This is a genomic window from Staphylococcus sp. AntiMn-1 (genome assembly GCF_001663395.1).
In the GTDB taxonomy this organism is placed as follows: Bacteria; Bacillota; Bacilli; order Staphylococcales; family Staphylococcaceae; genus Staphylococcus; species Staphylococcus equorum.
Window position 1 is genome coordinate 2093466 of record NZ_CP012968.1, and the last position, 12738, is coordinate 2106203.

9 protein-coding genes and 2 pseudogenes are annotated in these 12738 nt (G+C 32.1%); 10 read left to right on the forward strand and 1 reads right to left on the reverse strand.

Annotation, left to right across the window (positions count from 1 at the left end):
* Positions 1-321: 321 nt before the first annotated feature.
* The 4 genes and pseudogenes from AOB58_RS10130 to AOB58_RS10145 all read left to right on the forward strand — a co-directional run bounded on the left by AOB58_RS10130 (position 322) and on the right by AOB58_RS10145 (position 3499).
* A complete protein-coding gene (locus AOB58_RS10130; protein WP_230456593.1) occupies positions 322-768 on the forward strand; it encodes a GNAT family N-acetyltransferase in 447 nt (148 codons plus the stop codon).
* Between the two features lie 235 nt (positions 769-1003).
* On the forward strand, positions 1004-1630 hold the full coding sequence (locus AOB58_RS10135; RefSeq protein ID WP_002506533.1) for a nitroreductase family protein: 627 nt from the start codon (positions 1004-1006) through the stop codon (positions 1628-1630).
* 424 nt (positions 1631-2054) lie between these two features.
* Positions 2055-2237 (forward strand): annotated as a pseudogene (locus AOB58_RS10140) (IS5/IS1182 family transposase); the annotation flags it as partial.
* A gap of 119 nt (positions 2238-2356) precedes the next feature.
* Positions 2357-3499 (forward strand): CapA family protein, encoded by a 1143-nt coding sequence (locus AOB58_RS10145; protein WP_064783386.1) that lies wholly within the window; start codon positions 2357-2359, stop codon positions 3497-3499.
* A gap of 91 nt (positions 3500-3590) precedes the next feature.
* Here the strand turns inward: AOB58_RS10145 and AOB58_RS10150 are convergent, their stop codons facing one another.
* Positions 3591-4532 (reverse strand): nucleoside hydrolase, encoded by a 942-nt coding sequence (locus tag AOB58_RS10150; RefSeq protein WP_021338863.1) that lies wholly within the window; start codon positions 4530-4532, stop codon positions 3591-3593.
* A gap of 364 nt (positions 4533-4896) precedes the next feature.
* On the opposite strand from AOB58_RS10150, the gene AOB58_RS10155 reads away from it, so the two are divergent.
* The 6 genes and pseudogenes from AOB58_RS10155 to AOB58_RS10180 all read left to right on the forward strand — a co-directional run bounded on the left by AOB58_RS10155 (position 4897) and on the right by AOB58_RS10180 (position 12484).
* Entirely contained in the window at positions 4897-6294 is a 1398-nt protein-coding gene (locus AOB58_RS10155) for an MFS transporter (RefSeq protein WP_002506537.1), read from the forward strand.
* Between the two features lie 287 nt (positions 6295-6581).
* Positions 6582-8129, forward strand: a complete 1548-nt coding sequence (locus tag AOB58_RS10160) for a DUF6583 family protein (protein ID WP_064783387.1) — start codon at positions 6582-6584, stop codon at positions 8127-8129.
* Between the two features lie 46 nt (positions 8130-8175).
* Positions 8176-9342, forward strand: a complete 1167-nt coding sequence (locus AOB58_RS10165) for an ABC transporter permease (RefSeq protein WP_002506539.1) — start codon at positions 8176-8178, stop codon at positions 9340-9342.
* Complete coding sequence (locus AOB58_RS10170; RefSeq protein WP_021338861.1) at positions 9339-10262, forward strand: ABC transporter permease; 924 nt, start codon at positions 9339-9341, stop codon at positions 10260-10262. Before AOB58_RS10165 ends, AOB58_RS10170 begins: the two co-directional genes overlap by 4 nt.
* A gap of 10 nt (positions 10263-10272) precedes the next feature.
* Positions 10273-10934 (forward strand): annotated as a pseudogene (locus AOB58_RS10175) (ABC transporter ATP-binding protein).
* A gap of 212 nt (positions 10935-11146) precedes the next feature.
* On the forward strand, positions 11147-12484 hold the full coding sequence (locus AOB58_RS10180) for a gluconate:H+ symporter (protein ID WP_021338859.1): 1338 nt from the start codon (positions 11147-11149) through the stop codon (positions 12482-12484).
* Positions 12485-12738 lie beyond the last annotated feature (254 nt).

The window sequence follows — 12738 nt, forward strand, 5'->3', positions numbered from 1 at the left end:
TACAGTATTCACTATAAAAAATAGGTCTTTGTATATTGCAAAAACCTTCTTGATAATATAGTGAAGTCGCCTGTAATTAATGGTATATAGATAAAGTCACTATCCTATTTTACTATAAAAATTCAATATATACAGTAGTTAAGAAGAATTATATGGATATTAAATTTTTTGAATAATAAAGTTTTTATTTTGCAAAGCCTTGAAATTAAATTATTTTGATTTAGGGTATTGTCAAAGTAATAAAAATTATTTGAATTGTAAAGTGATATAACAATGATTGTAAGTATTTACAAAGCAAGTGTGTTGCAGAAAGGGTGCGTAATGATGACAATTAGAAAAGCAAACCAAGAAGAGTTGAAAATAATCAATGAAACGGTACCGACCGTGTTTAAAGAAGCAATAACAGCAGAGTTTGACTTATCAGATCATGCGATGAGATCAGCGTCAAAACAATTAATAAATGAAGGTGCTGAGTATTATGTATTAATAGAAGAAGGACACATGAAAGGTTTCGTGCTTATAGATGACAAAACAGATTATTTTATTCAAGAAGAGTATGGTTTTATATATGAGTTGTATGTATTTGATGAATATAGAAGGCACGGGGTCGCTGAAGAATTAATACAATTTGTCGGCGAGTATTTTAAAGCGAAAAATATCAAAGAAGTAAGGCTGAATGTTTTTGCGAATAATTTTGCTAAAAAATTATACGAAAAAATGGGTTTCTGTGATAGAAATATAACAATGTCTATGCAAATAACAGATTAGAGTAATTTACGATTTTGCACTCGTGAAGTTTAAGTGGATGAATTGCATTTAATTAAAAAGAGTATAATAGATTTTTTGGAAAAGTGTATCCTTATATTAAGTTTTTGATGAAGTATTGTTAATGATTATTTAAGTTCTCGTTGGTATTCATTTCATTCTCAAACAGATGATTTGTAACTTGAAATAAATTGAGTATAATTTGTTTTTGTTAAAAATAGTTAAGGAGAAATGAATAATGATTAATAACGACTTTGAAGATATAGTAATGAATAGAAAATCTGTAAAACTTTTTGATGAGCAAGTCAAAATATCAACCTCAGAGATGGATGAAATGATTCAAAAAGCAACAAAGGCACCATCATCAGTCAATATGCAACCATGGCGCTTTTTAGTTGTAGAGAGTGAAGAAGGTAAAGATAAATTACGCCCGCTTATACGCTTTAATACACGTCAAAATGATTCTTCGTCCGCAATGGTAGTTATCTTTGGGGATATGCAAAGTCATGAATACGGTGAGGAAATCTATAATAACGCTGTCAAGCAAGGATTAATGCCCGAAGATGTGAAAGATGAATTACTTGGGAAAGTATTACCTTTCTATAGAAGTTTAGAAAAAACTGAAATGAACGATATTATAAAAATTGATAGTAGTCTAGCTGCTATGCAATTCATGTTAGTTGCCAGAGCTTATGGTTATGATACGAATCCAATAGGTGGATTTGAAAGTGATCAAATAGCCGCAGCCTTTGATATCGATTCAGAACGTTATGAACCTGTTATGATTATAGCAATAGGAAAAGCAAAAAATCCTGCTCATGGTTCATATCGTTTACCAGCAGAAACAATTACTAAGCACGTATAATATTATAAGCTGAATCCAATTGGGGCTGAGACATAAATATCCCATTCTCAAATTAAAAGCAGCAATCTATTAGTTTCTAATGGATTGCTGCTTTTCTATGTTAAAATATTCCGATTTTGAAAGCGCATGCTTGCCTGGGGTATGGGAGTGGGACAGAAATCTAATTTTTCTAATAAGATTTCGTCGTCCCACCCCGGCAAAGATGACTAGAAGTGAAACAAGCTTAATATTATACGCGCTTTCACTTCAGTCATCTACTGCCAATATAGCAATAGAGTTGAGATATTATTTGTTTTACAGACTCATACTATTCCCCTAGGCGTCAGAGCTTTATAAAATCGGTACAATTATATAAATTTATAAAAAAATTAGCCACTTTCGTATAATAAAGTTACTCTAACATAACTTTAAAACGAGGTGTCTTATGTATAAAACTTATAATATGACTCAGTTAACACTACCAATGGAAACTGAAATTTTGATTCCTAACAATGATATCGCACATGCAGTTAATCAAATTGTTGAAACAATTCTAGAAACAGAATTCTACGAATTCAATCACTATGAAGAACTCATACAAACAGAGATTTTACCTAAGCTCTTATTATATTGTTAAGGAAGTTTGAGTATATTGTAAATCCTCTATAATATTTTGAGATATTTAATTATAATAGAATTAATATATGTAAAGTGAAACTTATTTGAAATGGTCAAAGGGGGGAAGCTATGTGGAAATATAGAATAATGATGACAATGTTATTTACTGTTTTTATATTTTTTAGTGGATTATGCTTGCATGACCAAAAGCAATTAGTAGATAAAGTTTCATTTTATGCAGTTGGAGATAATTTAATTCATCCAGTAGTTTATCAGGATGCGTTACAAGTTGATGGTAATTTCGACTTTAAACCTATGTATGAATACTTAGAAAAAGATATTGAATCTGCAGATATTTCTTATATAAATCAAGAATCACCAATTGGTGGAGATGAAAAAGGATTTTCAGGCTTCAAACAATTTAATACGCCGACGGATATAGCGGATGATATCGTTGATGTGGGATTTGACATTGTTAACGGTTCGAATAACCATACGCTTGATCAAGGAACCGATGGATTGCGGATTGAGATAAATTTATGGAAACAATTTGACGATATCTTATATACTGGCGCGTTTAATTCACAAAAAGCGAGAGATCATATACCTGTTGTTGAGAGAAATGGAATCAAAGTTGCAATATTAAGTTATACATATGGCACAAATGATATTTCTCCTGAAAAACCGTATCATATCAATTATTTTGATGAAGCTCAGATTAAAGAAGATGTAGCGAAAGCTAAAACACAAAGTGATGCGGTTATTGTGTCGGCACATTGGGGAAGTGAAGGCAAACATGAACCAACGCGTAAACAGAATAAATATGCTGAAGTATTTGCAAATGCAGGCGTAGATGTTGTAATTGGGACACATCCTCACGTCATTCAACCTATAGAATGGGTAAAAGGAAAAGACAATCATAAGACGCTAATAGCTTATTCCCTGGGAAATTTTTTGAATGGGCAAAGTACAGGTGATGAAAGTAATGTATTAGGAGGTAATATTCGTTTTAATATTGAGAAATTGCCCAAGGGCGTAACGATTAAAAATGTTAAATGGCAGTCTTTAATTACGCATTATGAAATAGCCAATCCACTTGATGACAACACACGACATAGTTTTAAAATGTATCCACTTAAAAGATACGATGATAAGTTAGCAAAACGCCACGCACTAAGCTATGATGACGAAAATGATGTTACGAAAGAACGTTTAGAAACAATTACTAAAGATGTCATCGATAAACAATATTTAACTCCGGATAGTTATTAATATAGGTCTGTTAAAATATTTTAATGATTAGAGGGATCTTCCAAAAAATTGGAAATCCCTTTTTTTTATGAGTAAAACTATTATTTACTTTTTAGTGTATGACTTTTTTAGCTAAATCAGTGATGTATTTGAAGAAAGCGTCATGTTCAACGTGATCTACTAGTGAAATAGGTCTACCATTCACATCGTCAATATACGTTTGTCCTTGGCTAGCTCCTTCAGTATGTACAGACACATTCACACTGTGTTGTTGAACAAGTTCAGGCATGCCAACGTAAGCTGTTGTTAATACGTCCCATAAGAAGTAAGTGGAATTCGTTTGGAAGTGTGTTAATGGTGGGACAGCAGCATAGCTTACACCTAAGAAGTCTACACCAGGATAATGACGTTCGTTTGCCCATGCTTGTCTAACATCCCATGTCATAGGTACTTGATTCGTGCTTTCTAAAGCTACCATTTCTATTTTGATATTCGTATCAAATACAATTTGCACAGCTTCGGGATCCCAAAAAGCATTCCATTCAGCTGTTCCATCATGTTCAGGTTCTTCAACGTTACCTTTATCTAAAAATGTACCCCCCATCCATACAAGGCAATCGATATTCTGAACAATAGTAGGCTCTACTGTGATAGCTTTGGCTAAATCTGTTAAGGGACCTGTAAAAAGTAAAGTGACTTTTTGGGACGGAGCTTGTAATTTAACTATAATATCTTGGTAGGCAGGTTGCTTTAATAATAAAGAGTGTTGGTTTGATGGTTCATTTAAAATAGGTAACGCATCCATAAAAAATGCGTGCATACGCCAATCTTTTGGAAAAGGATGTTTACCGCGCTCTTTTGAAGCGGCAACATGTATTGGTTGGTCAGAGAAGCGGTTAATTATTTTTTGAGATGCACTTACTGCTGGTTCGATATAACTATCTGCACCAATTGCGCTTACACCAATAAGCTCTATATCATCCATTTGTATTAATAGAAATAATGAAATGAGATCATCTACACCACCATCATGGTTAAAGTAAATTTGTTTCATAATTTGAATGCCTCCATATGTTCATTTTATGAGGCTATTATACCAAAGAAAACAATATGTAGCGTTCTGAAAAATTAATTTAAGAATGATTTTTGGGGTGTAAAAAGTATTTATATAACATAATGTGATTTAAAATAAACTGTTTTTGTTTAATTGAATTAATTTTAAAATCCATAAAGTCCAATGTTATGGGAATTATAATGAATATAGAGATTAAAGTAGGTCACTGTATCGCTTTGATATATAAGTAATTATGCATTTTAAATGTAAAATACAAGGAACATTAAATCTAAATTGTTTAAAAATTTGTACACAGGTTATGTTATGTTATATTGATAGACAAAAATTAAGGGGTGTTTTTTTTGTGAAGTTTAAAAAAGAAAAAGTTAATAGGGTAGATTCCGATCAAGCTAAAAAAAGTGTAGTTGCCACAGGTATTGGTAACGCAATTGAGTGGTTTGACTTCGGGTTATATGCGCAATTAGCGGTAGTTATAAGTGCCAATTTCTTTGGTAATTTACCGCAAGAGATGCAAATTGTATCTACATTTGCTGTATTTGCTTTTGCATTTATAGTACGACCGATTGGTGGTATCTTCTTCAGTCATATAGGGGACAAATATGGACGGAAAGTTGTATTATCATCAACAATATTACTTATGGCAGCTTCAACATTGATGCTTGGGTTACTACCAACGCAAGATCAAATCGGTATATGGGCGCCAATTCTATTACTTGTAGTACGTATGATTCAGTCATTTTCAACTGGTGGAGAGTACGCTGGTGCGATGACCTACATAGCAGAATCATCGCCAGATAAAGCACGTGGTAAGTTAGGTAGTGGATTAGAAATTGGTACACTCGCAGGTAGTATTATGGCGGCGGCCCTAGCTGGTTTGATGTATGCATTGTTAAGCGATCAACAAATGGCAGACTGGGGTTGGAGAATTCCATTTATCCTTGCTGCGCCATTAGGTATCGTAGGTATCTTCTTGCGTACAGGATTAGACGAAAGTCCTGCTTATGAATCGACATTAGAAGAACAAGAAGAATTAGAATATTCTTATTTAGATATATTTAAATATTATTGGAAAGATATCATCGTTTGTTTCGCAGGTGTCGCATTCTTAAATGTGGCTAATTACATGGTGTTATCCTTTATGCCATCGTACTTAAACTCAACCATTAACTTAGGGGGCACTATGAGTTCTATACTGAGTACGGTCACGATGTTAGTGATGATACCAGCTGTATTTTTCTTTGGTTGGTATAGTGATAAAGTTGGTAATAAGAATACAATTTTATTTGGTTTAATTGGCTTTAGTTTATTCTCTGTGCTTGCCTTCTGGCTCATGAGTATTCCAATGATACCAGTTGTTATCTTAGGATTATTTATCATCGCACTATTCATGTCAACATTTGAAGGCGTAATGCCATCGGTGTTACCAAGTATGTTCCATACAAAAGTGAGATTACGTACCTTGTCACTTGTTTATAATATTGGTGCTGCAATATTTGGTGGTTTAACACCGTTTATTTTATCAATGTTAGTACAAACGACAGGTCAAGAAATTTCACCTTCATATTATTTGATGTTTATTAACGTCATCGGACTTATCATTTTCTTAACAATGTTTAAATCAACATCAAACAAATCATTGAGAGGAAATTATCCAAACGTTGAAAATCAAGAAGAATATGAAGACGTAATTCAAAATCCTAAAGATGCACTTTGGTGGGAAGATGAAGTTAAAAAAGATTAATAAGGTGAATTATAAGAATTAAATAATTTCGAAAAGACGCAGTGCTTATTTATGAGCATTGCGTCTTTTTATATGATGAATCTTTAAAAGTGAGTTGTAATAATTTGTGCAATCGTCAATTAAGCACAATACATTGCACTTAATTAAATAATATCATCGGTATAAAAAGTATAAATATATAATTTAAAAAGATGCAAAAACTTATAAAAATTATCAAATTAATTAATTAATATTATAAGTTTTGTGATATTATAAAAGAAATAAAAGTTTATGGGAGGTTGGACGATATGTCAAAGACAGTGAAGATTGTCATAGCAGTCGTTATTGGGTTGTTACTCGTTGTTGGGATAGGCGGTGCAGCTGCTTATTATTTCATGAAAAATTCACCGAAGAACACATATTTATTAAGTGAGCAAGAAACCGCTAAGCAAATGCAAGAATACGCTAAAGACCGTTTTGAAAATGAATTTAAATTTCAAGACAAAATGAAAGATGAGTCATATTTAATTAGTTTAGATGCAAGTGCAGATGTACCAGAGAAATTACTTAAATCATCTGATATACCAAAATCTGCAGTAGATGCTTCTAAAATGGGATTTAAAATGGGACATGATCCTGAGAACGAAAAGTCAGTATTAGCATTAAACCCTACTGTAGCCGATAATGAAATTGGGGAATTTCAATGGGCAGCAGATGAGGATAATCAATACTACTCAGCACCAATTTTAGATGATGTTTACAAAGCTAAAAATGATGAACTCGTAGATGTTTATGAAAAATTAACGGGTGAAACAGTAAGTAGTTCATCAAGCAGTTCATCAAGCGATTTTTCAAGTAGCTCATCAAGTATGAACAGCAATAATTCAGCAATCACGAATGATACATTGAATTTAAATTCTCTATTATCTGGGACACAAATTTCACAAGAAAAAGTTGAAGAAATTAGTGAACGCTATAGTGAATTAATTATCGATAAACTTGATGATGATAATTTTGAAAAAGAAGACGATAAGATCGATGTTGATGGCGAAGAGAAAGATACGAATAAAGTAACAATGGATATTAGCAAAGCTGAAACGAAATCAATTTTGACAGCAGTTCTAGAAAAAGCTAAAGAAGATAAAGATATTAAAGGCATTGCAGAAGATCAATTTAATGCTGAAGAATATGATGATTCAATTGATGAGGCTTTAGAAGAAGTGAAAGATGCTGATAAAGATGAATTCCCAAGTATTAAATCTGTAATATGGGAAGATGACAATCAAATTCTTAAACGTGATTTAACATTGAAAGATAACAGCGGTGCTGAAATTAAATTAGAGGGTACAAGTCTAATCGATGATGACAAGTTAGTTATGGATTATAACGTATCTGCTGATGAGGCTAAGATTTCGCTTAAAGGTGAGTCAACAAAAGAAGATGATAAGTATGACGATAAATATACTTTAGGTTTTGATGATGGTATTAAAGAATCAGATATCAAAGTTACAAATAAAGAAACAGTGGACGGTAACAAACGTACTGATAAAGGTGATATCGAAATCAGTGCAAACTACGATGAAACTACAATTGAATATGAAAATAAATTAGAGACTGATGTGAAGAATAATTCACAAAAACAAGATCTTGACATTACTACTGAAGTTCAATATGAACCTGTTACAGTTAACATAAAAGGCGAAACTAAACTTAAAGAAGACATTAAGTTTGATAAAGCTGGTGCGAAAGATTTAAATACAATGTCTAACAGTGATTTCAGTAAATTACAAAAAGAAATTTCTGATAATGCTGAAGACATCTTGAAAGATGTTGTGAAAGATCTTGAAGATAAATAAGCATTATAAAAATTTAAACTAAAATATTAATGAAAGGAGTGGTTAAATGAGAACATTACAATTGTTTCGCATTTACCACTCCTTTTTATTGAAAAAATGGCATTTGTTTTTATATTTGGTGTTAATTATCATTGGTTTGTTTTCAGTCTTACTTGTCATACAACAATTTAACCAAGATGATTCCAAATTTAGAATTGGTGTTGTGGATCGCGATCAATCGACAGAAACTGCATTAATACTTAAATCGATGGGCAATGGCACAAACTTAGGCAAAGACATTAGTATCAAACGCTATAATAAACAAGAAGCACACCAATTGTTAAAAGCTCGGAAGTTAGAAGGATACTATGTGTTTGAAAAAGGGATGACTAAGTCATTTTATAAAAATGGTAACTTGCCTATTTCGGTTTATACATATGATAAACAATCGACTAAAAGTTTAGTCATTAATCAATTAACAGATTCAGTGTACAATCGTCTCATGTTGTCTATGGGTGGGGGACTTGCTTATACATCACTTGCAGAGGACGCTGGAAAAGAAGACACGATGCTTTTATTAACAGACTTATTGTTTACAGGGTTAAACCGTACAGGCGGTTTTGATTATCAACCTGTACAAATCTATGATACTGCGAGTTATTATGTGATAACTGGCTATTTAGCGTCTATTTTTATCTTCGCTTTATCGTTATTTTCAATTTTAAAAATGAATCAAGTAACAGCATTAAAATCTAGGTTAAGCATGTATCATTTTTCATTTGAGAAACTAACACTTATTCGAAGTTTATTTACATTATTTTATACGAGTATTTGGGCTGTAGTTGGCTTATTTTGGATGCTCAATGTATTGCCGAATGATTTTGAAAGCTACAATTGGTCTACTCTAGTAATTCAACTTATATATTATATCTTGATGCTGATAATCTGGCTGACGATTATTGATTTAATATCATTTAAATGGATGAATTATATTTTGAAAAGTATATTAAGTCTTGTGATTTTGCTGCTATCAGGCTTAATCATACCTACCATATATTTTAAGCATTTATTCAATGGTATTTTTACGACTCAACCATTTAGTTTTGTAACAAATCAAATGTTGGAAATCATATTAAATAATTACATTTTAGAAACGCCGCTTATGTTTTATATTAGCTTGCTATTATCATTTGTTGTATTAATATTTGTCATTGTCAGGAGGTATCGTAGATGATTCAACCTTACCTTTTTATCGTAGTCGTAAAACAGTGGAAACAATACGTGTTACTGACGATATTATTATTATTTACACTATTGGCAGTGTGGGGTGTGTACAAGACACTCAATCAATCATTTCAAATACCAGTTGCAGTCCAAGATCAAGAACGCTCGTCGTCATCTAAAAAATTGATTGAAGGTATAGATAATAATGAATTTGTGAAAATTGAGCATGTTCCGCTTGATGAAGCATATATTGAGGAACGCGTTACTAGAAAAGAAGCGGTAGTGAGTTTACAAATACCAGAAAATTATAGTGACAAGTTGCATAGTAATAATTTAAAAAATGCACTAACCCTATATGGCAGAGATGACTTTATAGGTGATATTACGTTAGAAATGATTAGTCGTTCGTTGTATGAACAGCAAATACCTAATATAGTGAAGTCGCATTTAGAAGATAACGGTCGAGATTATTCGTTAAATACAGTTAATAAAAAATTAAATCAAGAAACACCAGAATCAAAGATAGCGCATTATGTTATTAATCATAGTTCTAATACTTCAATATCATTAAGTATTGTCTTTGCGATTTTATTATGTGTTAGCAGTGTTCAAATTGTGTTACATCAAAGATTGAAACAAAATGGAGCACTGGCAAGGTTATTTATGTTCCGCTATAGTCGACTTAAATTGTTTGGAACATATGCTATTGCACATACCATTATATTAATGATTTTTTTAAGTCTGACAACAATCGTATTTCAACAAAATTTATCATTGATATTTTATGTGAAATCGCTATTGGTTATTTTAATTTATGAATTGGGCGTAGCTTGGCTATTATTTAAAGTAAATACATTAAGTCATAGACTATTTATGACCCTTATATATGCACTAGTGATGAGTTTAATTTATATCTTCATACAATTATAGGAGTGATGAGATGATAAAATTACAAAATATTAAAAAACAATACCGTCGTAAAAGCATCTTTGAATCGCTAGATATGACATTTGAAGATAAACAGTTAACTATTTTACTTGGTGAAAATGGGGCTGGAAAATCCACACTGCTAAGAATGATTTCAGGATTAGAGGATGCGGATCGAGGCAATATTACTTACTTTGGTGACCAAGTTGCAAAAAAGCAACTTCAAGATATGATTGGATATGTGCCTCAAGATATTGCATTATTTGAACACATGTCAGTAAATGAAAATATCAATTGCTTTAAGGCATTATGTAAAATCCTATAACAGAGGACACAATAGACCAGTATGCATCCCAACTTCATTTAGCAGATAGAACAGTTGCTGTGTCGAAACTATCAGGTGGCACGAAAAGAAAAGTGAATGTATTAATAGGGCTTTTAAGTAATCCGCAAATATTAATATTAGATGAACCAACTGTAGGTATAGATTTGAAATCAAGATATGATATTCATAGCTTGCTCAATAAAATGAAAGCACAATGTCTGATTATATTAACGACACATCATTTAGACGAAGTAGAAGCGTTAGCAGATCGTATTAAAGTAATCGGCACAGACCCATTCTATAGAGATGTCCTGAAAGATAAGCAATGGCACTTTGATACGTATAATTAACAAAATTAAAAAGCCTATCCGTTATTGTTATAAAAAGCCTATACAGTGACGGGTATGCTTTTATTTTTATATTAATTAGTTGGATATCTTTTGAGAAATTAAAGTAAAAGCAATTTTTAAAATAACAACGTTGTTATTTTAAATTAAATCTATTATAATTAGAAGTTGTGAATTCGCTTTCATAAGTTATTAAGGGATGGGAGGACATGAAATTGTCATTTTTAAGCGAACATCTACCACTCATTTCACTCGTAATAGGGGTTGCCTTACTATTATTCTTAAATATTAAGCTCAAAATCAATAGTATTCTAGCGCTCATTTTTTCAGCAATAGTGGTTGGTTTTATAAACGGGATGAAACCTGTTGCAATATTAGAAACAATTAAAGAAGGATTAGGATCAACGTTAGGAAGTCTAGCGCTTATTATTGGATTTGGTGCAGTACTTGGTAAATTAATGGTGGATTCAGGTGCAGCACAACGTATTGCATCGACACTTATAAATAAATTTGGTGCTAAACATGTGCAGTGGGCATTAATTATTGTAGGTGCTGTATTTGGTATTTCTGTGTTTTATGAAGTGGCATTTATGATTTTAGCACCATTAGTAATTAGTATTGCAGTGGAAGCAAAAACACCATTTATGAAGTTAGCGATTACTATGGTTGCTGCCACGACACTATCGCATAGTATATTTCCACCTCAAGCAGGACCAACTGCCCTTGTAGATGCTTACAACGCAGATATGGGTATGGTTTATATATTAGGAATTATTGTCTTTATACCTAGTGTGTTCATGGCAGGTATTGTACTACCTAAGTTTATGAAAAATATGGATTATCCAGTACCTCCGTTATTAAAAAAGAACAAGGTTTTTTCAGAAAGTGAAATGCCAAGTTTTGGAATGAGTTTATTTATACCACTTATTCCTGCAATTTTAATTTCGATTTCAACAATTCTAAGTTTATTTATTACTGAGGATACATTATTACATGAAACTGTAACATTTTTAGGAAGTGCAGAAATCAGTCTTATTATTGCTATTTTAACTGCTATTGTCATCTTCGGTCTTAGAAAAGGTAAAAATATGGATGATATGATGAAGACATTTGAAAGCGGCTTGAAAGGTGTTGCAACGATTATATTCATCGTCGGTGCAGGTGGTGCATTTAAAGAAGTAATACTAGAAGCTAATGTTGGGAACTATATAGCAGATATTATGAAAGATACTAATATTTCACCACTTATCATGGCTTGGCTCATTACAGCGTTAATTCGTATTGCTACTGGACAAGGTGTAGTTTCAGCGATTACTGCAGCAGGCATTGTAGGGCCACTGATACCTACGTTTAATGTAAGTCCTGTGCTTATGGTCCTCGCTACTGCAGTAGGTAGTAATACCATTACACACGTAAATGATGCTTCATTCTGGCTATTTAAAGAATACTTTAATATTTCCATAAAGGATACCTTTAAAACATGGGGTGTCTTATTATTGACAACATCAATTACTGGATTAATTGTTGTCCTAATACTAGATTTATTTATGTAATGACCTTACTAAAAGCATAATTATATATTTGAGTAACATCATAAAAAGCAGTATCTAAATGGATTAAACACAATTCCTTGTAGATACTGCTTCATTTGTGTATAAATACATTAAAAAAGTAAAATAAGGGTAAATTTGTGATTTGAAAGGCTGTAAAATGGCTACAAGTGTTGTCATCAAAAGGTTTGGAGGCAATTGCGTGTAAATTTGATATTTACTGTGAATATACTTTTAATGAATAAATGAGTAACATG

What these genes read in the sequence shown, in the direction of transcription:
- AOB58_RS10130 (WP_230456593.1), top strand. Translation starts at nt 322, where the DNA reads ATGATGACAATTAGAAAAGCAAACCAAGAAGAGTTGAAAATAATCAAT.
- AOB58_RS10135 (WP_002506533.1), top strand. Translation starts at nt 1,004, where the DNA reads ATGATTAATAACGACTTTGAAGATATAGTAATGAATAGAAAATCTGTA.
- AOB58_RS10145 (WP_064783386.1), top strand. Translation starts at nt 2,357, where the DNA reads ATGTGGAAATATAGAATAATGATGACAATGTTATTTACTGTTTTTATA.
- AOB58_RS10150 (WP_021338863.1), bottom strand. Translation starts at nt 4,532, where the DNA reads ATGAAACAAATTTACTTTAACCATGATGGTGGTGTAGATGATCTCATT.
- AOB58_RS10160 (WP_064783387.1), top strand. Translation starts at nt 6,582, where the DNA reads ATGTCAAAGACAGTGAAGATTGTCATAGCAGTCGTTATTGGGTTGTTA.
- AOB58_RS10165 (WP_002506539.1), top strand. Translation starts at nt 8,176, where the DNA reads ATGAGAACATTACAATTGTTTCGCATTTACCACTCCTTTTTATTGAAA.
- AOB58_RS10170 (WP_021338861.1), top strand. Translation starts at nt 9,339, where the DNA reads ATGATTCAACCTTACCTTTTTATCGTAGTCGTAAAACAGTGGAAACAA.